Annotated in this window: 25 protein-coding genes; 13 read left to right on the top strand and 12 right to left on the bottom strand. The window is 58.2% G+C overall.

Features of this window, described 5'->3' with window-relative positions; genetic code table 11:
* The first annotated feature begins 48 nt into the window (after positions 1-48).
* The 3 genes from KFS80_RS08995 to KFS80_RS09005 all read left to right on the top strand — a co-directional run bounded on the left by KFS80_RS08995 (position 49) and on the right by KFS80_RS09005 (position 2,890).
* Positions 49-1,440 (top strand): aldehyde dehydrogenase family protein, encoded by a 1,392-nt coding sequence (locus KFS80_RS08995; protein ID WP_212544583.1) that lies wholly within the window; start codon positions 49-51, stop codon positions 1,438-1,440.
* Positions 1,441-1,607: 167 nt separating this feature from the next.
* Complete coding sequence (locus KFS80_RS09000) at positions 1,608-2,204, top strand: paraquat-inducible protein A (protein ID WP_053121267.1); 597 nt, start codon at positions 1,608-1,610, stop codon at positions 2,202-2,204.
* Complete coding sequence (locus KFS80_RS09005) at positions 2,201-2,890, top strand: paraquat-inducible protein A (protein WP_212544584.1); 690 nt, start codon at positions 2,201-2,203, stop codon at positions 2,888-2,890. Before KFS80_RS09000 ends, KFS80_RS09005 begins: the two co-directional genes overlap by 4 nt.
* On the opposite strand, the gene ydiJ is transcribed toward KFS80_RS09005, so the two are convergent.
* Positions 2,823-5,843 carry a D-2-hydroxyglutarate dehydrogenase YdiJ gene (ydiJ, locus tag KFS80_RS09010; RefSeq protein WP_212544585.1) on the bottom strand — a complete coding sequence of 1,007 codons (3,021 nt, stop codon included), beginning with the start codon at positions 5,841-5,843 and terminating at the stop codon, positions 2,823-2,825. The two genes, KFS80_RS09005 and ydiJ, sit on opposite strands and share 68 nt — an antisense overlap.
* Positions 5,844-6,001: 158 nt before the next feature.
* Here ydiJ and KFS80_RS09015 point away from each other — a divergent pair, with 158 nt between their 5' ends.
* Entirely contained in the window at positions 6,002-6,886 is an 885-nt protein-coding gene (locus KFS80_RS09015) for a LysR substrate-binding domain-containing protein (protein WP_212544586.1), read from the top strand.
* Positions 6,887-7,165: 279 nt separating this feature from the next.
* On the opposite strand, the gene KFS80_RS09020 is transcribed toward KFS80_RS09015, so the two are convergent.
* Together KFS80_RS09020 and KFS80_RS09025 are read right to left on the bottom strand one after the other, a co-directional pair.
* A complete protein-coding gene (locus KFS80_RS09020; RefSeq protein ID WP_053121274.1) occupies positions 7,166-7,771 on the bottom strand; it encodes a DUF6338 family protein in 606 nt (201 codons plus the stop codon).
* A 167-nt stretch (positions 7,772-7,938) separates the two neighbouring features.
* Positions 7,939-9,144, bottom strand: coding sequence for an NAD(P)/FAD-dependent oxidoreductase (locus KFS80_RS09025; protein WP_212544587.1), 1,206 nt, complete (start codon positions 9,142-9,144; stop codon positions 7,939-7,941).
* A gap of 293 nt (positions 9,145-9,437) precedes the next feature.
* Between KFS80_RS09025 and KFS80_RS09030 the strand changes: the two genes are divergently transcribed.
* A complete protein-coding gene (locus tag KFS80_RS09030; protein ID WP_212544588.1) occupies positions 9,438-9,986 on the top strand; it encodes an RrF2 family transcriptional regulator in 549 nt (182 codons plus the stop codon).
* Between the two features lie 62 nt (positions 9,987-10,048).
* Here KFS80_RS09030 and KFS80_RS09035 read toward each other — a convergent pair whose 3' ends face one another.
* On the bottom strand, positions 10,049-10,384 hold the full coding sequence (locus KFS80_RS09035) for a hypothetical protein (RefSeq protein WP_212544589.1): 336 nt from the start codon (positions 10,382-10,384) through the stop codon (positions 10,049-10,051).
* Between the two features lie 186 nt (positions 10,385-10,570).
* On the opposite strand from KFS80_RS09035, the gene KFS80_RS09040 reads away from it, so the two are divergent.
* On the top strand, positions 10,571-10,810 hold the full coding sequence (locus KFS80_RS09040; RefSeq protein WP_053121283.1) for a hypothetical protein: 240 nt from the start codon (positions 10,571-10,573) through the stop codon (positions 10,808-10,810).
* Between the two features lie 109 nt (positions 10,811-10,919).
* On the opposite strand, the gene KFS80_RS09045 is transcribed toward KFS80_RS09040, so the two are convergent.
* Entirely contained in the window at positions 10,920-11,117 is a 198-nt protein-coding gene (locus KFS80_RS09045) for a hypothetical protein (RefSeq protein ID WP_053121284.1), read from the bottom strand.
* A 210-nt stretch (positions 11,118-11,327) separates the two neighbouring features.
* Between KFS80_RS09045 and KFS80_RS09050 the strand changes: the two genes are divergently transcribed.
* The gene (locus tag KFS80_RS09050; protein ID WP_053121286.1) at positions 11,328-11,690 is read left to right on the top strand and encodes an NUDIX hydrolase; all 363 of its coding nucleotides are present in this window, start codon (positions 11,328-11,330) and stop codon (positions 11,688-11,690) included.
* A gap of 3 nt (positions 11,691-11,693) precedes the next feature.
* Here the strand turns inward: KFS80_RS09050 and KFS80_RS09055 are convergent, their stop codons facing one another.
* From KFS80_RS09055 to KFS80_RS09065, 3 genes are all read right to left on the bottom strand, one after another.
* On the bottom strand, positions 11,694-11,933 hold the full coding sequence (locus tag KFS80_RS09055; protein ID WP_212544590.1) for a DUF1652 domain-containing protein: 240 nt from the start codon (positions 11,931-11,933) through the stop codon (positions 11,694-11,696).
* A gap of 108 nt (positions 11,934-12,041) precedes the next feature.
* On the bottom strand, positions 12,042-12,941 hold the full coding sequence (locus tag KFS80_RS09060; protein ID WP_212544591.1) for a polysaccharide deacetylase family protein: 900 nt from the start codon (positions 12,939-12,941) through the stop codon (positions 12,042-12,044).
* A gap of 131 nt (positions 12,942-13,072) precedes the next feature.
* Complete coding sequence (locus KFS80_RS09065; RefSeq protein WP_053121293.1) at positions 13,073-14,020, bottom strand: ABC transporter substrate-binding protein; 948 nt, start codon at positions 14,018-14,020, stop codon at positions 13,073-13,075.
* A 296-nt stretch (positions 14,021-14,316) separates the two neighbouring features.
* Here KFS80_RS09065 and KFS80_RS09070 point away from each other — a divergent pair, with 296 nt between their 5' ends.
* From KFS80_RS09070 to KFS80_RS09085, 4 genes are all read left to right on the top strand, one after another.
* Complete coding sequence (locus KFS80_RS09070) at positions 14,317-15,303, top strand: aliphatic sulfonate ABC transporter substrate-binding protein (RefSeq protein WP_212544592.1); 987 nt, start codon at positions 14,317-14,319, stop codon at positions 15,301-15,303.
* Positions 15,304-15,364: 61 nt separating this feature from the next.
* Positions 15,365-16,207 (top strand): ABC transporter permease, encoded by an 843-nt coding sequence (locus KFS80_RS09075; protein WP_159814103.1) that lies wholly within the window; start codon positions 15,365-15,367, stop codon positions 16,205-16,207.
* A 47-nt stretch (positions 16,208-16,254) separates the two neighbouring features.
* Positions 16,255-16,935 (top strand): SOS response-associated peptidase, encoded by a 681-nt coding sequence (locus KFS80_RS09080; RefSeq protein WP_212544593.1) that lies wholly within the window; start codon positions 16,255-16,257, stop codon positions 16,933-16,935.
* Between the two features lie 338 nt (positions 16,936-17,273).
* On the top strand, positions 17,274-17,546 hold the full coding sequence (locus tag KFS80_RS09085) for a hypothetical protein (protein ID WP_053121300.1): 273 nt from the start codon (positions 17,274-17,276) through the stop codon (positions 17,544-17,546).
* Between the two features lie 42 nt (positions 17,547-17,588).
* Here KFS80_RS09085 and KFS80_RS09090 read toward each other — a convergent pair whose 3' ends face one another.
* From KFS80_RS09090 to KFS80_RS09100, 3 genes are all read right to left on the bottom strand, one after another.
* Positions 17,589-17,735, bottom strand: a complete 147-nt coding sequence (locus tag KFS80_RS09090; RefSeq protein WP_172680121.1) for a hypothetical protein — start codon at positions 17,733-17,735, stop codon at positions 17,589-17,591.
* A gap of 63 nt (positions 17,736-17,798) precedes the next feature.
* A complete protein-coding gene (locus tag KFS80_RS09095; protein ID WP_172680124.1) occupies positions 17,799-18,110 on the bottom strand; it encodes an AzlD domain-containing protein in 312 nt (103 codons plus the stop codon).
* The gene (locus KFS80_RS09100) at positions 18,110-18,808 is read right to left on the bottom strand and encodes an AzlC family ABC transporter permease (protein ID WP_212544594.1); all 699 of its coding nucleotides are present in this window, start codon (positions 18,806-18,808) and stop codon (positions 18,110-18,112) included. The genes KFS80_RS09095 and KFS80_RS09100 overlap by 1 nt, the downstream gene beginning before the upstream one ends.
* A 194-nt stretch (positions 18,809-19,002) precedes the next feature.
* Here KFS80_RS09100 and KFS80_RS09105 point away from each other — a divergent pair, with 194 nt between their 5' ends.
* Both KFS80_RS09105 and KFS80_RS09110 read left to right on the top strand, forming a co-directional pair.
* Positions 19,003-19,938, top strand: a complete 936-nt coding sequence (locus KFS80_RS09105; RefSeq protein ID WP_212544737.1) for a sensor domain-containing diguanylate cyclase — start codon at positions 19,003-19,005, stop codon at positions 19,936-19,938.
* Between the two features lie 52 nt (positions 19,939-19,990).
* The gene (locus KFS80_RS09110; protein ID WP_212544595.1) at positions 19,991-20,371 is read left to right on the top strand and encodes a DUF2784 domain-containing protein; all 381 of its coding nucleotides are present in this window, start codon (positions 19,991-19,993) and stop codon (positions 20,369-20,371) included.
* On the opposite strand, the gene KFS80_RS09115 is transcribed toward KFS80_RS09110, so the two are convergent.
* Positions 20,368-20,895 carry a DUF3087 family protein gene (locus tag KFS80_RS09115; protein ID WP_212544596.1) on the bottom strand — a complete coding sequence of 176 codons (528 nt, stop codon included), beginning with the start codon at positions 20,893-20,895 and terminating at the stop codon, positions 20,368-20,370. The two genes, KFS80_RS09110 and KFS80_RS09115, sit on opposite strands and share 4 nt — an antisense overlap.
* Positions 20,896-20,923: the final 28 nt, after the last annotated feature.

A 20,923-nucleotide genomic window follows, 5' to 3' on the forward strand; every position in this document is an offset into this window, starting at 1 on the left:
AACACCAGCCTACTCTAGGCTCATCCGACGAACATGCAGGACACAGCCATGAGCCAGATTTCCAGCCAGACCCACGCCATCTCGATCAACCCAGCCAGCGGCGAACAAATTGGCCACTACGCCTTTGAATCGGCTGCCGCCCTCGACGCAGCACTGACCCGCGCCGCTTATGGCTTCGGCAAGTGGAAGCGCAAGCCGCTGCAGGATCGCTCGCGTTTGCTGACCGCCCTCGCCGGTGCGCTGCGTGACACCGCTGAAGCCATGGCGACCATGATCACCCAGGAAATGGGCAAACCGATCGCTCAGGCCCGTGGCGAAATCGAGAAATGCGCCAAGCTCTGCGAGTGGTACGCCGAGAACGGCCCGGCCATGCTCGACGCTGAACCGACCCAGGTTGAAGGTGGCAAGGCGCGCATCGAATACCGTCCGCTCGGCCCGATTCTCGCGGTGATGCCGTGGAACTTCCCGATCTGGCAAGTGCTGCGCGGCGCCGTGCCAGCGCTGATCGCGGGCAACACTTACGTGCTCAAGCATGCGCCGAACGTGATGGGCAGCGCTTACCTGCTGCGTGATGCGTTCACTCGCGCAGGCTTCGCTGACGGCGTGTTTGAAGTGATCAACGTCACTCCAGAAGGCGTTTCGACCGCCATTGCCGACCCACGCATTGCGGCGGTGACCCTGACCGGTAGCGTCCGTGCCGGCATGGCCATCGGCGCTCAGGCCGGTGCTGCGCTGAAGAAATGCGTGCTGGAATTGGGTGGTTCCGATCCGTTTATCGTGCTGAACGATGCTGATATCGACGAGGCCGTGCAAGCCGCCGTTATTGGCCGCTACCAGAATTCCGGCCAGGTCTGCGCCGCCGCCAAACGTCTGATCATCGAAGAAGGCGTGGTGGAAGAATTCACCCGCAAATTCGTCGAAGCCACCCGCAAACTGAAAGTGGGTGATCCATTGGCTGCCGACACTTACATCGGCCCGATGGCGCGCTTCGACCTGCGTGATGAACTTGATCAGCAAGTGCGCGACACCCTGGAAGAAGGCGCGACGCTGTTGCTCGGCGGCGGCAAATCTGAAGGTGCCGGCAACTACTACGAGCCTACCGTGCTGGCTGATGTCACCGACCGCATGACCTCGTTCAAACAGGAACTGTTCGGCCCGGTCGCGTCGATCATCACCGCCCGCGATTGCGCGCATGCCGTGGCATTGGCCAACGACAGCGAATTCGGCCTGACCGCGACGATCTACACCGCCAACGTGCAACTGGCCCAGCAACTGACCAGCGAACTGGAAACCGGCGGCGTGTTCATCAATGGCTACTCCGCCAGCGACCCGCGCGTGACCTTCGGCGGCGTGAAGAAAAGCGGTTTCGGCCGCGAGCTGTCGCACTTCGGCGTCCGCGAATTCTGCAACGCGCAAACCGTGTGGCTGGATCGTAAATAAACCCCTGGCCCCGCCACCTCCCCCTGTAGGAGCTGCCGAAGGCTGCGATCTTTTGACCTTGCTCTAAAAAAGCCAGATCAAAAGATCGCAGCCTTCGGCAGCTCCTACACATGCGTCTATAATGCCCGAGTCTTCCTGCCCCTGCGGCCTGCTGTCGAGCGTTGTCCATGGTCAACCCCGAAACCCTGATCATCTGCGAACATTGCGACTGTGTGTATGAAAAAGTCGCGCTCGCCAAACACCAGAAAACCCTCTGCGTGCGTTGCGGCGGTGTGCTGCAGCGCTTCAATGGTCTGAGCGTTGAGCAGCGTCTGGCGCTGACGTTCACCGCCGCAATGCTGTGGTTGTTCGCCAATTTCTACCCGGTCATGAGCATCAGCCTGCAAGGCCTGAAAAACAGCGCGACGCTGTGGGATTCGGTGCTCGCGCTGAGCCAAGGCCCCATCACTTTCATCGCGATGGTCGCGGCGATTGCCATCATCATCGCCCCGGCGTTTCAACTGGTGCTGCTGGTCTGGGTGCTGAGTTACGCGATGCGCTCGCAACGTGCGCCGGGCTTCAAAGTCTGCATGCGCTGGCTGGAAACGTTGCGCCCGTGGAGCATGCTCGAAGTCTGCCTGCTGGGCGCAATGGTCGCGGTGTTCAAACTCGCCGGATTGCTTGACGTGTTGCCCGGCATCGGCCTGTTCGCACTCGCCGCGCTGAGCCTGATGATGATCCGTATTGCCGGCCGCGACATTCGCGATCTCTGGGACATTCTATGAAGCGACCACCGACCGCCACCGAACTCAATCTGTGCCTGTGCCACAGCTGTGGGCTGGCCTGCGACATGACCGACGAGCCGCACGAGTGCCCGCGTTGCGACGCCCCGTTGCATCGGCGCAAAACCAATTCAATGGCGCGCACCTGGGCTTACATGCTCGCCGCATTGGCGTTCTATGTCCCGGCCAATTTGCTGCCGGTGATGAACACCACCATGCTCGGCAACGGCGCCGACAGCACGATCATGAGCGGCGTGCTGGAGTTCTGGGAGGCCGGTGCCTGGGACATCGCGCTGATCATTTTCATCGCCAGTATTGCCGTGCCGGGGATCAAGTTCGTCGCACTGACCTTGCTTTTGGTGACCGTGCAACGCGACAGCGACTGGGCCCGCAAGGAGCGCTCGAAGCTGTACCGTTTCGTCGAGCTGATCGGCTATTGGTCGATGCTCGACGTATTGGTCGTCGCACTGGTTGCGGCGTTGGTGAAGTTTCAGGCGCTCGGTGACATCGAACCACGACCGGGCATTCTGTTTTTCGGCCTGGTCGTGGTCTTCACCATGCTCGCGGCGATGAGTTTCGACCCGCGCATGATCTGGCGTAACGCCCCGGACGACGCAGACCTCAACCGCGCAGAACCTGCAGTAACACCTGCAAGGGATGGCGCAGTGCCCGATCCGACTGGCGCTTGACCTGACTGCGACACGAGTAACCGGTGGCCAGCGCCTCGCCGCGCTCCACCGGTGCATCGACTTGACGCGCCCATGACTGCTCGTAGATCACCGCCGACGTTTCGCGATTACGCGCCTCGTGACCGTAGGTGCCGGACATGCCGCAGCAGCCAGTCGCCTGCGTCGCCAGTTGTAATCCCGCCCGCTCAAACACTTGCTCCCACTGACGGGTGGCGGCCGGGGCGTTGGTTTTCTCGGTGCAATGCGCGAGTAAACGGAACGCTTCGGTACGCTTCTTTTGCTCGGGCATGACCTTGAGCAACCACTCCTGCATCAACGCCACTTCTGGACAGTCCTGCATGCCCGGCACTTTCAGGTATTCCTGGCGATAAACCAGAGTCATCGCCGGATCAAGTCCCACCAGCGGCACGCCGATTTGCGCCAACTCACCGAGCTGGCGGGCATTGCGCAATGCCGCGCGGTTAAACGCCGACAAGAAACCCTGCACGTGCAGCGGCTTGCCGTTGGCACTGAACGGCGCCAGATAAACCTGATAACCGAGACGCGAGATCAACTCGACCAGATCCGCTAACAACGGCGCTTCGAAGTAGCGCGTAAATGCGTCCTGCACCAACACCACACTGCGTTCACGTTGTGCCTGAGTCAGCGCTGACAGGTTGTCCACCGTCGCCGGCAACACCTGCCAACGGCGCATCGCTGCATGGAAGTCAAAACGACTGAGCAGCGGCACATCGACCATGCCTCCGACGCGTTCCAGCAAGCCGCGCACCCACGCAGCGCCAATCAAACCGTTGTACAACGCCGGAATCCGCGCCATATACGGAATGCTGTACTCCAGCGAAGCAATCAGGTAATCGCGCGCCGGGCGCAGATAACGACTGTGATACAGCTCGAGAAACCGCGAGCGAAACTCCGGCACATTAACCTTCACCGGGCACTGTCCCGCGCAGGATTTGCACGCCAGACAACCGGCCATGGCATCGTAGACCTCGTGGGAGAAATCCTCGGATTGCGCACGGGTGTTGCACCAGCGCTGCCACAGCGTGCTGAAAAACGCCGGTTTGCGAATCGCATCAGAGAGCACATCGACACCGGCCTCGCCCTGCAAACGCAGCCACTCGCGAACCAGTGAAGCGCGGCCCTTGGGCGACTGCGAACGCTCGCGAGTGGCTTTCCACGAAGGACACATCGCGTCATCGGGATCGAAGTTGTAGCAAGCGCCGTTGCCGTTGCAATGCATGGCCGCGCCGTAGCTTTGCCAGACTTTCTCGTCGATCTGCCGATCTAGTTCACCGCGCAGGGTGACTTCGTCGATTTTCAGCAACGCCGCGCCGCTATTCGCCGGGGTGGCAATTTTGCCGGGGTTGAACTGGTTGAGCGGATCGAACGCCGCTTTCAGGGCTTGCAGCGCCGGGTACAACTCGCCGAAAAACGCCGGGGCGTATTCCGAGCGCAGACCTTTGCCGTGTTCGCCCCACAGCAGACCGCCGTAACGCTGGGTCAACGCCGCAACGCCATCGGACACCGGGCGCACCAGCGCCGCCTGCTGCGGATCCTTCATGTCGAGAATTGGCCGCACGTGCAGTACGCCGGCGTCGACGTGGCCGAACATGCCGTACTGCAAACCGTGGCTGTCGAGCAGGTCGCGCAACTCGGCGATGTACTCGGCCAGGTGTTGCGGCGGCACAGCGGTGTCCTCGACAAACGGTTGAGGCCGCGCTTCCCCGGCAACGTTGCCGAGCAGGCCGACCGCGCGTTTGCGCATGCCGTAAACCTTGTTGACTGCGGCCTGACCGACCGCCAGCGTGTGGCCCAAGCGCACCACAGTCTGGTCGCTGGTCAAGTGTTCGATAAAGCTTTCAACCCGCTGCTGCAGGTCTTCGGGATCGTCGCCGCAGAACTCGACGAGGTTGATCCCAAGCGTCGGCCGCTCAGCGCTTTCAGGAAAGTATTCAGCGACGCCGTGCCAGACGATGTCCTGCATCGCCAGCAGCAGAACTTTAGAGTCGACCGTTTCGATCGACAACGGCTTGAGCGCCATCAGTGCACGGGCATCGCGCAGCGCGTCCATAAACCCGGCGTAGCGGATGTTGACCAGCATCGTGTGCTTGGGAATCGGCAGCACATTGAGCCGCGCCTCAACGACAAAACCCAGCGAACCTTCGGCGCCGCAGAGCACGCTGTTGAGGTTGAAACGGTTGTCCGCCTCACGCAGATGCGCGAGGTCGTAACCGGTCAGGCAGCGGTTGAGATCGGGAAAGCGTTCCCGGATCAGATCGCCCTGCTCATCAATGATCTGCCGCGCACAGCGATAGACTTCACCGACGCGATCTTCGCGGGCACACAGCGCTGCAAGCTCGCTTTCTTCCATCCGCTGGCCGTGCAAACGTTCGCCGCCACGCAGGATCATGTCGAGTTCGAGCACATGATCGCGGGTCTTGCCGTAGGTGCAACTGCCTTGGCCGCTGGCGTCGGTGTTGATCATGCCGCCGACGGTGGCGCGGTTGGAGGTCGACAATTCCGGGGCGAAAAACAGCCCGGCAGACTTCAGCGCAGCATTGAGCTGATCCTTGACCACGCCGGCCTGCACACGCACCCAACGCTGCTCAACGTTGATTTCGAGAATACGGTTCATGTGCCGCGACAGGTCGACGACGATGCCGTCGGTCAGCGATTGGCCGTTGGTGCCGGTGCCGCCGCCACGCGGGGTGATCACCACTTGCTGATACGCCGGTTCTGCAATCAGTCGTGCGACTCGCGCCACGTCCTCGGCATCCATCGGAAATACCGCCGCTTGCGGCAGACGCTGATAGATCGAGTTATCGGTCGCCAACACCACGCGACTGGCGTAATCGGAGCTGATTTCCCCACGAAAGCCGCTGGCCTTCAGGGCTTTGAGGAACTGCTGATAATCAGTGGTCAGGGCTTTGGCGGGGGACAGCTGGGCAATCATCGGTCAGGTTATCTCGGTCAAAATCAGGCTATGTGGCGGTGAACAGTTGTACGCAACGAATGATTGCGTCAGGCTCCGCCATCTAATGGTGCCCATGTTCATTGCTGACCGACGCTGGGACAACCGTAAATTCGACCCGCTATTGATGACTTTTACGAATGAATCCGCGCACGCTCACCCCTTCCATGTCGTTATTGCTGGCCTTCGAGGCAGCAGCGCGCCATGAAAGCTACACCCGCGCCGCCCATGAGCTGTCGTTGACACAGAGTGCGGTCAGTCGTCAGGTGCAGATTCTCGAGAAGATGCTCGGCATGCGCCTGTTCAGCCGCGAGGGCCGCAAAGTGGTGCTGACCGATGTCGGGCGCATGTATCAGCGTGAACTCTCGGAGGCACTCGGACAGATTCGCAGCGCGACGTTGCAGGCGATGGCGTTCGGTTCGGGCATTCACAGTTTGCGTCTGGCGACGTTGCCGACGTTTGGCTCGAAATGGCTGTTGCCGCGCCTCAAGGATTTCTACACAGCGCACCCAGGCATGACCGTGCATTTGCATTCGCGCATCGAAGCGATCGACTTTGATACCAGCGAAATCGACGCCGCGATTTGTGTGGGTGGCGGGGAGTGGCCGGGCTTGACCGCCCTGCCCCTGCATACCGAAGAACTGGTGGTGATTGCCAGCGCGCAGTTATCGAAGGCCGAACGCGATGACGCTGAAGTGCACATCGCCGGGCAACTGCTGCTCAATGTCAGCAGCAACGCGCAGGCATGGACGGAATGGTTCAGCCATCACAGCCTGCCGCACCGCAGCATGCGCATCGGGCCTAGTTTTGAAATGACCTCGCATTTGATTCAGGCGGTGCGAGCGAATATTGGCGTAGGGCTGGTGCCGCGGATTCTGGTGGAAGAGGAACTGTTGAAGGGTGAATTGCTGCAGTTGGGCGAGCCGATTACCAGTCGGCGCAGCTATTACCTGGTGTATCCGCCGCGTAATGAGACGTTGCCGTCGTTGAAGGCGTTTCGGGATTGGTTGGTGGAGACACTTTGAGATGATGTGTTGTCAGTGAGTCCGCCTTCGCGAGCAAGCTCAGCTCCTACAAGAGGTAAGCGGCGCTCACAATTTCATTGTAGGAGCCGAGCTTGCTCGCGAAGAGGTCAGTCCGGACAACCTACAATTCGCGGCAAGACCGCTATTGGCCAGTGGAATGTCACCCCTTCAGCGGCGGCGGGCCACTAGGCGCCTTGGGCAGCGCATTCGCCACCGGTTTGCCATCCTTTGTATAACGACGCGCCACCCACTCTGGCATTGGTTGCGGTGCTCTGGCTGTCATAGCGAACTCTCCAATTTCGGGCCGAACTCGACCCACTTGACCTTGCCGGAATCTATCAGCAAATACTCGGCGCCAAAAGGCACCTCTGTTCCATCGGCGTCCAGCCAACAGGGGTTTTGCATCACAAACTGGCCACTATTGGATTCCGGCGGCCACTCCACCGGCCAGCCAAAAACGCGCCTCTCATCGGTCAGGTGCAGGGTGACAAGGCGATGGTGCTGGGCAAAAATGCTGAACCATTCGCTGGGGTAGGAAGTTTGTTTCGTGACGTTTCTACTGCGCAGCCAACTGTGCAATTGGTCATTGGTTGCCAGATAACAGGAAAGCAACCCCAGCGTTATCGACACGACAAAAGCCCACACCGTCTCAGCCCTCGCATCCCATTGCCCTACAGAAAATCCCTTCGCGCCAACCCATAAACAGACAGATCCAACCCCCAACACAGCCCCTTGAATCACAAAAGTAAAAATCAGCGCCTGCACAATCTGCCCGAACGTATCCGGACGCTTGAACGCCGTCAGCGAGTAGAAAATCCACGCCGACAGGAATCCGGGGATCAGGTACTGCAATAACGGAATAACTTCTTTGACCAGATCATCCATGATCCGAGGCTCCTTGAAAGACATGCAGGCCCATTCATAGCCCCGCGATCCAAAGCCTAGTCGACGCAGAAAATACGCCCGCCCCCAACTGTCACATCTCGTTGCGCGCTTTTGCGGCATGCAAAAAAATCCCGCTTTTGTAAGCGGGATTTTTTACAGGCTCAGAATTACGCAACCACAGGAATCATCGGATCCGCCGCCGCCAGCGCACTCACGCGATCAGCCGCGGGTGGATAAATCCACTGGGTGTTGATCTGCGTCTTCAGGGTTTTGCCTTCCTGTTTAACCAGTTTCACCTGACGATCCCAGCCCTCGGTGTACACCGCGCCCCAGGCACCGAGATCCAGACACGTGACGTATTTCGGTTGGCTGTACGGCGTCGGGTCGATACCGAGAATCTGGGCAGCGACGTTGTTGCCAGCATGACGACCCAATGAAATCGCGTGCTGGCAGGTCATCAGCGCGAAATTGCCGAGGTCGTCGGTGGCGGCGTAGGCGACATCGCCGGTGGCAAAAATATCGTCCTGACCGATGACTTTCAGGTTCGCATCAACGTGCAAGCGACCTTGTTTATCGCGTTCGGCAGGGATCTGCTCGGTCAACGAACTGGCGCGCACGCCGGTCGTCCAGACCACGGTTTTTGCTTCGATGTGTTGACCGTCCGACAGCGTCACGCCATTGGCATCGACCGACTGCACCGAGACACCCAGACGCCATTCAACGCCCAGTTCTTCACTCGCCTCAAGGATGGAATGGCTGATTTCTTCACCCATTGCGGCGCCGATCTTCTGCCCGCGATCAACGATGATCACGTGGATATCGGTTTCCTCGCCGAGAATCTCGCGTAGACGCCCTGGCATTTCAGTCGCGGTTTCAATGCCGGTGAATCCACCGCCCGCGACCACCACGGTGTTGCGCGCCTTGCTCGACGGTTGATCTCTGAGGGATTTCAAATGGGTTTCCAGACGCATCGCCGCTTCGATCTGGTCAACGTCAAACGCATGTTGCGCCACACCCGGCGTGGCCGATTGCGCCAGACCGCTGCCCGAAGCCAGTACCAGTTTGTCGAAGTGGAAGACTTGTTGCTGCCCGGCCGTATCGGTGTAGCCAACGGTTTTCGCTGCGACATCGATGGTGCTCGCGGCGCCTTTGATGAAGTGAACGCCGACTGCTTCGAACAGTTCATCCAGCGGTGCCGCCAGTTGATGAGCGTTCGGTTCGTAGAAACGCGGACGTACACGCAGCTCGGCTTGTGGGGCCAGAACGCTGATTTCAACATCATCACGCCCCTGCAGATCGACCAGACGTGTTGCGCTCAATGCCGACCACATACCGCCAAAACCTGCGCCGATAACCAGAATCTGCTGCTTCATTGTGTTTCTCCAGAAAAAGCCAAGCCGTTGAAAGAGGTGAAACAAATTTCGCCGGAGGCCCATCGTCGCCACTCCGATAGCGCCGACTGTATTAGTCGGATATAAAACCAACAAGTCAGATTATTCGATGGTTTTGATCGAATAAACTGATCAAGCAAGATGATAAGGATCCGCCAAAAATAGCCATTCTGGCTGCTTTCAAGCACATAAAGAACAAAATCAGTCTACGCAGACAGATTGCCGAGCCCCCCTCAGGCTGATAATATTTACGACAACTTAAGTCGGAGATAAAAATGTCTCTTTACAGCGCAGGCGTCGAATACGGCATTCATTGCCTGGCATTTTTGGTGGGCAATGGTGGTGACTCTCGCGAGGCCAGCGTGCGCGACCTCGCCGAGTTGCAAGGCGTGCCAGTCGAATATCTGGCGAAGATTTTTACCAAACTGGCCAAAGGCAAATTGGTGGTGGCCAGTGAAGGCGTGCGTGGAGGGTTCAGCCTGGCGCGGCCGGCCGATGAAATCACCCTGCTCGACATCGTCAACGCCATCGATGGACGCAAGAATATTTTCGAATGCCGCGACATCCGGGGGCGTTGCGCCCTGTTTGAAGGCAATCCGCCGGAGTGGGCCATCGAAGGCACCTGCTCGATTCACGGCGCGATGATGACCGCGCAAAAGCGCATGGAAGAGGCACTTGCCCAGCAAACCATTCTCGATATCGCGAGAAAAGTCGGGCGCAAGGCCCCGGCGGAATTCGGCCAGCAAGTGGAAGACTGGATTCAGGATCGCCGCGAGAAGAAAGGCAATGTCGGCACCATCGCGCTGACCGACATTACTGACTGACCAAGCGCCCAATAAAAAAGCAGAAACCGAGGTTTCTGCTTTTTTTTCATCCGGGAACGCCGTTACAGGCAGTCACGCACCGATTTGCGCAACGAAGCGGACTTGGCCCAGGGCGGCCCCTGGTACAGCGAAACGCGGCTGCCGTCCTTGTATTTGACGATATCGAGAATCTCGTCGGCCGTGATGATGCTCGGCGCGGTGATGCGATAACCGTTGGAAATCGACGTTTGCGATGTCTTGGAAACGTCCTGCTGCCACAGCGGCAAAATGCACGCGGCGTAGTCTTTGGGCGTTTTTTCGCTGGTCTTGCTGAGATTGGGTTCACCCGGAACCAGTGACGCCGGCAAGGAGCAACCTGCCAATACCGCCAACGTCAAACTTCCGATCCATATCCGCATGGGTGCTTCTCTAATCTGAAAAAAAGCGAATGTAACGTGTAACTGGTTACACATCCATCGTGGCATTGCGCCGTTGACGCGCTTTCGACAAATTTTCACAACCGCTCAGCTTAATGACAGCATCGCTCCGCCCCACCGGCGAAAATACGACTACTCTTTTTTACCGAGAATGTTCTGGAGGTGATCATGCGGCTCAATGAATACGAACACGAACTTCAACGCGACCTGCAAGCCGTCGCATCGGATCTGAGATGGTCAGCGGTCGACCTCAAACGTATCGCCGAACAATTGCGCAAATCGGGCAACGAGGCTGACGCGCAAACGGTGCTGCGCTCTTGCGAAGTGCTGCAAAGCGACGAAGAGCGGCTGCAACTTTATGCCAAGGAAGTGAAGGCACGCGCAATCAGCCGAACCAAAGTCCACTGACACTTGTGGCGAGGGAGCTTGCTCCCGCTGGGTCGCGAAGCGGCCCTCGCTCTTTATCCTAAAAGGGCCTGCTGCGCAGTCCAGCGGGAGCAAGCCCCCTCGCCACAATTCAACTAACGTTGTGACTTTGCGCTTTCACCGAGCGTTTTCTGTAGCCAGGAAGTGCTGCGGCATACGCCAGCGCCTCCTCTCTGCTGGCAAATGACGCCAGTCGGTCACCTTGCGTGCAAACCCGCCAAGGGCCGTTGTTCACGCTGAGTACGTCATAGCCGTTCATGTGCATCTTGTTCAACATGGGCATGCTCATGGTTACCTCCTTTTGCAACACGGTTATTCAGCTTCACGCTTTTAACCTTACACCCTGATTTACTGGAGTGGCCGACCGCCCGGCAGCCAACGATCAGGCACTTTCGATGCACAACAATACTCAATATCCACAGGGAACCTTTAAACAAAGGCCCGGCTCGAATATTGCAGTTTTATTACGCTTTTGTGACAACCGGTAAACAGGTAACAGATGAAAGTACGCGCCACCGTCATTTGCGAGCAGGATCGCCATATCCTCCTGGTTCGCAAACCCAGATGTTGCTGGACATTGCCCGGCGGCAAAGTCGAGCCTGGGGAAACCAAAGCCGCTGCGGCTGTGCGCGAATTGCATGAAGAAACCGGGCTGGAAGCCGAAGACGTTTTGTACTTGATGGAGTTACAGAGCGGCCGCACGCAACATCACGTCTACGAGGCCTCGGTACTGAACATTGAGGAAGTACGTCCACAGAATGAAATCAGCGATTGCATGTGGCATCCGCTGAACGCAGTGCAGAATCTGAAAACCAGCGATGCGACGTTGCGCATCGTTCAGGCGTTTCAGCGGCGCCTATAAGCGTTAACCCGCGAATGCCCGGCGCCCGGCCCTTATTTCCGTGCGCAATTCACCGATGAAGTTGGAAATGTCACGGATGGTGACGAGGTGTTCCGGGGAAACGCCATTGAGCTGCAACTTGATGTCGCCGCTGGCCGGCTCACTCACTTTGATCTGTAGCAGTCCCTGCGTCGTAATGCATTTGCATGTGAACCCCGGAAACCCGGATTCGACAATGCGGCAAATGTCCGTAATGGCAAGCATGGGGCACGCCTCGCAGGCGATGAGTCGGTCGACCCGTAGAGCATAGATGAGCGTTTTGAAATCGGCCGCCCCGAAAAATGCCAACTCCCTCACATTTTTCGGGCGACTTTAATCAGCATCACGATCCCAGATCCAGTTCCAGATCCCCGGCAAATGCACCGGCTGAGAACTTTGCTGAACCGTGCGCGCCAGCGCGGCTTTTTCCAGTGCTGCGTGATCCACATAAAACGGCTGATCCGCCAGTGGCACGCCCGTCACCGCCGCACTGTCGAGCAGGATCTGCAGATATTCGCGCGTATGCCGAGCGGTGTAGCGGTTCAGATCATGGAAAGTCACCACCACCGGAATCACACCGTCCACCACCGGGAACTCTCCGTGCGCAATCTGCTCACGGACTTCCGACAACTGCCGCAGCATGTTCGCACGACGCCTCGGGCTGGCATTGAAGCCCCAGATCTTGCCGTCATTGGCGCTCAAATCGGTCAACAACACGTGCAAGCCATGCTGCTGATACGCGGCAAAAGTGCGCTTGTCGTAATTCCAGAATGGTGGACGCAGCAGTTTCGGCGGCGCACCGGTAATCGCGGCAATGTCTGCCGTGCCATTGCTCAACGATTCTTCAAGTTCTTGCGGGCTCAGTGAACGGTGATTGGTGTGCCAGTGGGTCGCAGTGTGGAACGCGAGAATATGACCTTCATCGTGTTCGCGACGCATGATGCCGCGACCGATATCGCTGTTACCGGCCCTCGGTGCGCGGGTCTGCACGAAGAACACTGCTTTGATGCCCGGCTGAATCGGGTTGTCCTTGAGGCTATCGAGCACCGTCGCCGACGGATTCCAGAAACTTGAAGCACTGGGGCCATCATCGAAAGTCAGCAAAAAACGCACCGGCGCCTGCGCTTTCAGCTGTGTTTCGGTTTGCGCGGTCAATTCGATGGGCGCGGCGATGCAGCCAGCCAGCCCGAAAGCGATGGCCGCTGCAGAGAATATTTTGAATAGCGATGTCATGTTTTGCCTTGAGCCCGACCGCTGCCGTCATGTTGTCGATTGGCAAAACTCCCTCGCCCTTGTCCATCCCTGCGCTCCGATCCGCGAGCCGAGGTTGGATAAGGTACACAGGGTTTGGTTCCGGCGCTTGCTCAGTGCGCCAACGCTTGCTGAAACGAGGTGTCGATAATGCCGGCGGTGGCCAGTCGCGTCGGCAGTGCCTTGACCTTGAACAGGAAGTCCGCAGTGCTTTGCAGATCCGTCGCTGCCTGCTGATCAACCGGGCCGACCGTCATGTGCGCCTGGCGCAACCAGTGCCGCGAAACCTGTTGATCGAGATTGGCCTTTTTCGCCCAGAGGTCGGCGTACTCATCGGTATGACTGTCGACCCACGCCCTCGCCAGTTTCAAACGCCCGAGGAAATCGGCGATGGCTTCACGTTTACTGTCGATCGACGGTGTCGACGCGGCGATGGCACTGAGCCCCGGCATCAGGTTTTTTGCGGTCAGGATTGGCCGTGCGCCCGAGAAAACAATCTGCTGAGAAATATACGGTTCCCACACCGGAAACGCGTCGATGCTGCCCTGCGGCAACGCGGCGGCTGCATCGATCGGCATCAATTTGACGAAGTCGACGTAGTTCTCCGGCAGACCGCCCTGCTCCAGCGCGCGCAAGGTCAACTGCTGACTCCAGGCACCGGGCCAATAGGCGACTTTTTTACCCTTCAGATCAGCGATGGTTTTCACCGGGGAATCCTTCGGCACCAGCAACGCAATGGTGTCGGGGTTTTGCCGCGACACGCCGATCAGCTTCACCGGCGCCTGCTTGGCTGCCAGAAACAGAAAGCCTGAATCACCTAAAAAGCCCAGATCCAGCGAGCCGGTTTGCAGGGCTTCGGCCAGTGGCGCGGCGGCCTGGAAATGTTTCCAGTCGACCGTATACGGCGCGTCTTTCAACACGCCGGACGCTTCAATAGAGGCGCGGATGTTGTAGTAATTCTGATCGCCGATATGCAGGACGACTGGCTCGGCCGCGTAGGAAAGTGGTGAAGCAAACAGTGCCGCAGTCAGCGCACTGCGTAGGAATCGGGAAAGCTTCATGGCGAGTCCTGCAAAGGGGATTTGCATAGACCATAACGCTCTTAATATTCAGTTTTGAAATTCGATTAATGCATAAGCTCATCACTTTCGTTTCCAACTGTTCACGGCGCAACAGTGGCTCGGCATGCTGTTCACCAGGCAACAGTTAAAAACGAGCAAACCAGCGGAAAACCCAATAAATACGGGCTAAAACGGATATGGCACAGAGCCTGCAATATTCCATTCATGCAGGAAGCATTCGCTAAAAATATCTTTTTGGACATAAGAAATCTGTGCCTTTGCCGGAGCGTTCCCCCATGAAACCGTTCTTCCCGTTCTTTCGAATCAAAACGCTGCTGGCTGCGAGCGCCATTCTCTTGAGCCTGCAACCGATTGCCCACGCCGCCGAGACCGCGCCGGCCGAAGTGCACCTCGACTATGCCTATTACTCGCCAGTCAGCCTGGTGCTTAAACATTTCGGCTTCCTCGAAAAAGCCTTGCCGCAAACCAAAGTTAGCTGGGTGCTGAGTCAGGGCAGCAACCGATCACTGGAATACCTCAACAGCGGCGGCGTCGATTTCGCTTCCAGCGCTAGCCTCGCCGCGGTGCTGAGCCGCGCCAATGGCAGCCCGATCAAATCGGTTTACGTGTACAGCCGTGCCGAATGGACAGCGTTGGTGGTGCGCAAAGACTCGCCGTACCAGAGCGTTGCCGACCTCAAGGGCAAGAAAATCGCCGCCACCAAAGGCACCGATCCTTACCTGTTCACCTTGCGCAGCCTGCAACAGGCCGGGCTGAAAAAAGACGACGTTGAACTGGTGCACCTGCAACACCCGGACGGTCGCACTGCACTGGAAAAAGGCGACGTCGACGCCTGGGCCGGCCTCGATCCGCACATGGCCGCCAGCCAGGTTCAGGCCGGCTCGCGCTTGCTCTATCGCAACCCTTCCTTTAATAGCTATGGCGTGGTCAGCGTCACCGAGCAGTACGCCAAGGAGCATCCGCAAACCATCGACACCGTGATCAAAGCCTACGAGCAGGCGCGGGAATGGGCGCTGAAAAATCCTGATGAATTCGCCGCCCTCCTCGCCAAAGAATCCGGCCTGCCGCTGGACGTGGCCAAACTGCAACTGTCGCGCACCGACCTGAGCAGCCCGCAACTGACCGCCAACGACGTCAGCGCCTCCAAGGCTGCCGCGCCGATTCTGGTGTCGGAAGAACTGGTGCGCCGTGGCGTCAATGTCGATCAAGTTATCGATCAATTGCTCGACAGCGGTGTGCAGCAAGCCGTCGCCCGCCAGTAACTGACCAGACTCACCACGAATCCGCGCCCGTCGCGGATTTGTCGTGAGCGGAGCCCTGATCATGACCAGTCACAGCAAAGACCTGCCCGCGCCACTTGCTCTGTCGCGACGGCAGAAATCCGTTTCCAACCCGGCATGGCAGCGCCGTCTGAAAGGCCTCGCGTTGCCGTTGCTGATCATCGTCGTGCTGGAAATTATCGTACGCATCGGCTGGCTGCCGTCCTACCAGATGCCGGCACCCAGTGAGATCGCCGTGACGCTTACCGACCTTGCCGAAGGTGCGCTGTGGAAACACATCGGCGCCAGCCTGATACGTGTGCTGCTGGGTTTTGCCATTGGTGCGAGCCTGGCGTTGGTGTTCGCCGCGTGGGTCGGTTTGAGCCGCGAAGCCGAGGCTTATCTGGAACCGATGTTCGCCGCGTTGCGTTCGATTCCGAGTCTGGCCTGGGTGCCGCTTTTGCTGCTTTGGCTGGGCATCGACGAGACCTCGAAAATCGTCCTGATCGCCATCGGCGCGTTCTTCCCGGTCTACGTCAACGTAGTCGCGGCGATCCGCAATATCGACCGCAAACTGGTGGAAGTCGGGCGCATCTACGGTTTCAGTCGCTTGCAACTGGTGCGGCGAATTCTATTGCCCGCCGCCCTGCCCGGCCTGTTCACCGGGCTGCGCAGCGGCATGAGTCTGGCGTGGATGTTTCTTGTCGCTGCCGAACTGATCGCCGCAACCAAAGGCCTGGGTTATTTGCTCAGTGACGGCCGCGAAACCTCGCGTCCCGATATCGTGCTGGCGGCGATCATCGTGCTGGCCTTGCTTGGCAAACTCAGCGATGGCTTGCTCGCAGCGCTCGAACGTCGCTGCTTGAACTGGCGCGACACGTTCACCGGTCAGGGCGCCAAGGATTGAATGACCGTTAGCATCTAAGCTGAAAGCGTCCAACCGGAGGTTCAGCCATGTGCGGAAGACTGTCGCAGTACCGGGGCATCCATGACTTTGTCGCGGTGCTGAGCATTCCCGACGCACTGATCAATCATGTCGGCGATGCCCCACTGGCGCATTACAACGCGGCGCCGACCACGTCGCTGGCGATTCTTCATCAACACGAACAGCAGATTTACGCCGATACCCTGCGCTGGGGCTGGCGCCCGCATTGGGCCAAGGATCGCGCCGCGCCGATCAATGCGCGGGTCGAGAAAGTCGCCCATGGGCCGTTCTTCCGGGCGATCTGGAAACAGCGCCTGATCGTGCCGGTCGACAACTGGTTTGAGTGGGTCGATGCCGAGGACAAAACCCGACAACCCTGGCTGATTCGTCGGGCAGATCATGGGCCGGTTTTCTGTGCTGCCATCGGGCAATTTCCTACACCAGAAAAACCGGCGCGGGACGACGATGGTTTCGTGATCATCACCGCCGACAGTGCTGGCGGGATGATCGATATTCATGATCGCCGCCCCGTGGTATTCCGCGCTGATTTAGTGCGCGAATGGCTGGATCCGGCGACACCGGCTGAACGCGCTGAGCAAATGTTGCTGTTCGAAGGGGAAAGCAGTGAAGCGTTCGAATGGCACAAAGTCGGCAAAGCGGTGGGTAACGTACGCAATCAGGGGCCCAGCTTGATCATTCCGCAGCCCTAAACATCCCTCAACGTCGTACGTCTAACGAATGTAGGAGCTGCCGAAGGCTGCGATCTTTTGATCTTGTTTTTTACAATCAACATCAAAAGATCGCAGCCTTCGGCAGCTCCTACAGGTGACTCCGTATCTTTACAAAGGCTGTTTCATGCTTGAGACAGGCTCTGTAAAACAGTCGTTTGAGCGAACTAACCGCTTGTCTGACATTTCGATCGTCATACATACATTTTCCAGCGCTAAAGCTAGCATGCGCGCCGCCTTCCGATTGGTATACCAATTGACCAAAGAGTCAATAAATCAGGAATCCACTAAAACATTTACAAGCCTTGCAGAGAAATAAGTTGCGCGACGATTTTGCAATCAAACAGGTCGGTGGCCTGGAGTGTGTCTATCTGTCGATGACAGAACGCTTTGAACTCGACTGTTTTATCGGCCACTACATCAAGACCCGAAACCTGCGTGATGTCCCGAATATTGATCGCATCCTGCGCACCACCCTCGAAGGGTATCCCGGCCACCCGCCGGTGATGGTCAACGAGCTCAATGCCTGGATCGACCGAACCTTGGGCTATCGGGCCTCACACCCCGATTTCACGCAGTTGGAAGATCTGTAAAACCACGAAAAAGCCCCTTGAATCAAGGGGCTTTTTTTTGGATCAAAATTTGCGGTCAGGATCCGACAAGTCCCTGCCTTCATCGCGTTTCCACGTTTGTTCCTTGTGTTTCTCGCGCTCGATCTCTTCTTCGGTCGGTTCGTCTGTGTCTTCTTCATCCCGTTGTGGATGTTCTTGCTCAGTCGCCATGCCCACCTCCTGTCACAAGTAAACGGTCATCCTTACAGCGTAGAACAGATTCGCTCAGGCAACTTACAACCACCAACGCAACAAAAAGAAGAACGCCATGCTTAACAACATGCTGAGCAACGTGTTGCGTGTGGCTAGAACAAGGCCAATAGCCACCAATGAACTAAGCAGGTAAGGATTGTCCCACTGCAGATTCAATTGTTTGTCCGGCATGAATACGATTGGCCCGCAGATCGCGGTGAGCATTCCCGGTACGGCAAAACCGAGAAACTGCCGCGCGTTGCTGCTCAGGCGCACCGGCAAACGCGGCTCGAGAAACACGTAACGGTTGAGGAACACCAGAATCCCCATGCCGAAAATCACTGCCCAAACCATCATGTGCGCTCCCGATACAGCTTGTTGCAGATAAATCCTGCGGTCATTCCCGCCAGCCCCGACAACACCAGCGCCGAGCCCCACTGCCAATAACTGAACAGCACCGAACAAAACAGCGAAACCGCTACGCACACCACCGTCGGCACGTTGCGCACCACCGGTGTGATCAGGGCGATGAAAGTGGCTGCAATCGAGAAGTCCAGGCCCAAATGTTCAAGCCCCGGAATGCTGCTGCCGAGGACGATGCCGGCCAGCGTGAACAGATTCCAAGCGATATAGAACGTCAGGCCGACGCCCAACGCATACCAGCGATTGAACTGCTGGCGATCGTGTTGACTGGTCAAGGCAAACAGCTCATCGGTGAGCAAAAAACCCAGGCCGATCCGCCAGCGTCCCGGTAACGGCGAAATCACCGAACGCATGCTCATGCCGTAAAGCAAATGCTGTGAGGTCAGCAAAACCGTGGTCAGCAGAATCGAGAAAATCCCCGCGCCGCCCTTGAGCATGCCAATCGCCACCAGTTGCGCGGCACCGGCAAACACAATGCTCGACAAGCCCTGCCCTTGCAGCGGCGTGAGATTGGCTTCGATCGCCATGGAGCCGGCCAGTAGCCCCCAAGGCGCCGTTGCCAGTGATAACGGCATGATCGCCGCAGCGCCGCGAAGAAACGCACTGCGCGGTAAAAGTGAGTCAGACATAACGCCCTTCAACCAGAGAAACGGCCGAAGACTGTGCCAGCAAACGCTGCTTTTTGGCTTGAACAATCTTGCGCACTTGTGGGAAATCGGCCCGACTCAGCCGTTCATCGGCCAACTGCTTGCAACGACTCCATGCTAGCAACATGCTGGCGCTGGATTTTTCCGTTGAAGACTTTTCCGAGACCGTGCCCGCCATGACCGCCATCGACAGCGACGTGTACAAGACCCTGCTGGAATCGACCAAAGCCATTCCGTGGCGAATCGACTGGGCAACCATGACCTTCAGCTACATCGGCCCGCAGATCGAAACCCTGCTCGGCTGGCAGCAGAACAGTTGGGTCGGGGTCAACGACTGGGTCGAACGCATGCACCCGGACGATCGCGATTACGTGGTGGAATTCTGTGTTTCGCAGTCACGCGCCGGCGTCGATCACGAAGCCGATTACCGTGCGTTGACCAGCACCGGCGAATACGTGTGGATCCGCGATGTCGTGCACGTGGTGCGCAAGGACGGTGAAGTCGAGGCGCTGGTAGGGTTCATGTTCGACATCAGCGAGCGCAAAAAAACCGAAGAACACCTGATCCGCCTGCAAAAGCAATTGGAGGAATATTCGTTTCAGGACGGGCTCACCGGGATCGCCAATCGGCGCATGTTCGATACCGTGCTCGAACGCGAATGGGCCACCGCGCAACGCAGTGGTTTGCCGCTGTCGTTGCTGATCCTCGATATCGATTATTTCAAGCAGTACAACGACCATTACGGCCACATCAAGGGCGACGAATGCCTGCGTCAGGTCGCGAAGACGTTATCGCTGGCAGCCAATCGGCCACGGGACTTTATTGCGCGGATTGGCGGCGAAGAGTTTGTCTGGTTGCTGCCGGAAACCGATGCGGAGTCGGCGCGCCTGGTGGCGCACAAATGCCTGCACCTGATCCGCCAGCAGCAGATCGCTCATGAGCATTCGGCGGTGTCGCCGCTGGTCACGTTGAGCTTGGGCGTCGGCACTACACAGGCCGCCGTCGGTAGTGATCCGCTGCACTTCGTCGAACAGGTCGACAAGTTGCTGTATCAGGCCAAACACAACGGACGGATGCGCGCCGAATTCGCCGATTTTCGCACTGACGTGTAAGCACCCGAGCGGCGTAAGATAACGCCATTCGCAACCACGTCAGGGAGACGACATGCTCTACCGAATCGCAGCCGACGGGCTGGTGCTATTTCATTTGTGCTTTATTTTGTTCGTGCTGTTTGGCGGGTTGCTGGTGCTCAAGTGGCCACGAGTGATGTGGCTGCATTTGCCAGCGGCGGCCTGGGGCGTGGCGGTCGAGGTATTGCACCTGACCTGCCCGCTGACCTACTGGGAAAAACTGATGCGCCACGCCGCCGGGCAGACCGAATACGCCGGCGGTTTCATCGAGCACTATGTCTGGCCGATCATCTACCCCGCAGGGCTCACTCCACAGATTCAACTGGCGCTGGGCAGCGTGGTGCTGGCGGTCAATCTGTTGGTCTACGGTCGCCTGTTCCGCGCATGGAAACTGCGCAGCAAGCAGGCGCTTTAACGCGACGCTTGCTTCAGGTTTTCCAGCCAGGCCGGATCCAGCCGCGTCTGCTCGGTATCGAGCCCCAGCGTGTGCATCCGCTCTTTATGCGTTTCGACTTGCCGCCACAGTTGCCCATGATCGCTGGAGTTGCCGTCCAATTCATGCATCTGCGTCAGCCCCAGATGATAGAAGCGCAGCACTTTCATCGCCGTCGGATCGTTCTTCTCCACCGCCGCTGTCACCTGATGCATCACATTGGTGATGCTCATCAGGCTGCGCTTGAGCCGCCAGCTGTACACCGCCGGGGCCATCCAGCTCTGATTCCAGAAGCGCCCGCGCAACAGGGCCGCCGTCAGCAGAAACGCCAGAAACACCCCGCCCACGTTAAACCGCAGGTTATCGCCGCCGGGCTCACCGAACAGCGCGACTGCCACGCTGGAAAACAACATCGCCAGCACCAGGAACAGCACGGCGATAATGATCGTGCTGCGCCGGGTCTGCTGGCGAAAGGTAGCGGCGTCCATCGGCTGAATCTCGAACATCACAAATGACTTCCTTGAGCGACAAAAG

It is taken from the genome of Pseudomonas rustica, assembly GCF_018336155.1.
Lineage (GTDB): Bacteria > Pseudomonadota > Gammaproteobacteria > Pseudomonadales > Pseudomonadaceae > Aquipseudomonas > Aquipseudomonas rustica.

Excerpts from the sequence above, each read along its gene's own strand:
- KFS80_RS08995 (WP_212544583.1), top strand. The coding sequence starts at position 49 with ATGAGCCAGATTTCCAGCCAGACCCACGCCATCTCGATCAACCCAGCC.
- KFS80_RS09000 (WP_053121267.1), top strand. The coding sequence starts at position 1,608 with ATGGTCAACCCCGAAACCCTGATCATCTGCGAACATTGCGACTGTGTG.
- KFS80_RS09005 (WP_212544584.1), top strand. The coding sequence starts at position 2,201 with ATGAAGCGACCACCGACCGCCACCGAACTCAATCTGTGCCTGTGCCAC.
- ydiJ (WP_212544585.1), bottom strand. The coding sequence starts at position 5,843 with ATGATTGCCCAGCTGTCCCCCGCCAAAGCCCTGACCACTGATTATCAG.
- KFS80_RS09015 (WP_212544586.1), top strand. The coding sequence starts at position 6,002 with ATGAATCCGCGCACGCTCACCCCTTCCATGTCGTTATTGCTGGCCTTC.
- KFS80_RS09020 (WP_053121274.1), bottom strand. The coding sequence starts at position 7,771 with ATGGATGATCTGGTCAAAGAAGTTATTCCGTTATTGCAGTACCTGATC.
- KFS80_RS09025 (WP_212544587.1), bottom strand. The coding sequence starts at position 9,144 with ATGAAGCAGCAGATTCTGGTTATCGGCGCAGGTTTTGGCGGTATGTGG.
- KFS80_RS09030 (WP_212544588.1), top strand. The coding sequence starts at position 9,438 with ATGTCTCTTTACAGCGCAGGCGTCGAATACGGCATTCATTGCCTGGCA.
- KFS80_RS09035 (WP_212544589.1), bottom strand. The coding sequence starts at position 10,384 with ATGCGGATATGGATCGGAAGTTTGACGTTGGCGGTATTGGCAGGTTGC.
- KFS80_RS09040 (WP_053121283.1), top strand. The coding sequence starts at position 10,571 with ATGCGGCTCAATGAATACGAACACGAACTTCAACGCGACCTGCAAGCC.
- KFS80_RS09045 (WP_053121284.1), bottom strand. The coding sequence starts at position 11,117 with ATGAGCATGCCCATGTTGAACAAGATGCACATGAACGGCTATGACGTA.
- KFS80_RS09050 (WP_053121286.1), top strand. The coding sequence starts at position 11,328 with ATGAAAGTACGCGCCACCGTCATTTGCGAGCAGGATCGCCATATCCTC.
- KFS80_RS09055 (WP_212544590.1), bottom strand. The coding sequence starts at position 11,933 with ATGCTTGCCATTACGGACATTTGCCGCATTGTCGAATCCGGGTTTCCG.
- KFS80_RS09060 (WP_212544591.1), bottom strand. The coding sequence starts at position 12,941 with ATGACATCGCTATTCAAAATATTCTCTGCAGCGGCCATCGCTTTCGGG.
- KFS80_RS09065 (WP_053121293.1), bottom strand. The coding sequence starts at position 14,020 with ATGAAGCTTTCCCGATTCCTACGCAGTGCGCTGACTGCGGCACTGTTT.
- KFS80_RS09070 (WP_212544592.1), top strand. The coding sequence starts at position 14,317 with ATGAAACCGTTCTTCCCGTTCTTTCGAATCAAAACGCTGCTGGCTGCG.
- KFS80_RS09075 (WP_159814103.1), top strand. The coding sequence starts at position 15,365 with ATGACCAGTCACAGCAAAGACCTGCCCGCGCCACTTGCTCTGTCGCGA.
- KFS80_RS09080 (WP_212544593.1), top strand. The coding sequence starts at position 16,255 with ATGTGCGGAAGACTGTCGCAGTACCGGGGCATCCATGACTTTGTCGCG.
- KFS80_RS09090 (WP_172680121.1), bottom strand. The coding sequence starts at position 17,735 with ATGGCGACTGAGCAAGAACATCCACAACGGGATGAAGAAGACACAGAC.
- KFS80_RS09095 (WP_172680124.1), bottom strand. The coding sequence starts at position 18,110 with ATGGTTTGGGCAGTGATTTTCGGCATGGGGATTCTGGTGTTCCTCAAC.
- KFS80_RS09100 (WP_212544594.1), bottom strand. The coding sequence starts at position 18,808 with ATGTCTGACTCACTTTTACCGCGCAGTGCGTTTCTTCGCGGCGCTGCG.
- KFS80_RS09105 (WP_212544737.1), top strand. The coding sequence starts at position 19,003 with ATGACCGCCATCGACAGCGACGTGTACAAGACCCTGCTGGAATCGACC.
- KFS80_RS09110 (WP_212544595.1), top strand. The coding sequence starts at position 19,991 with ATGCTCTACCGAATCGCAGCCGACGGGCTGGTGCTATTTCATTTGTGC.
- KFS80_RS09115 (WP_212544596.1), bottom strand. The coding sequence starts at position 20,895 with ATGTTCGAGATTCAGCCGATGGACGCCGCTACCTTTCGCCAGCAGACC.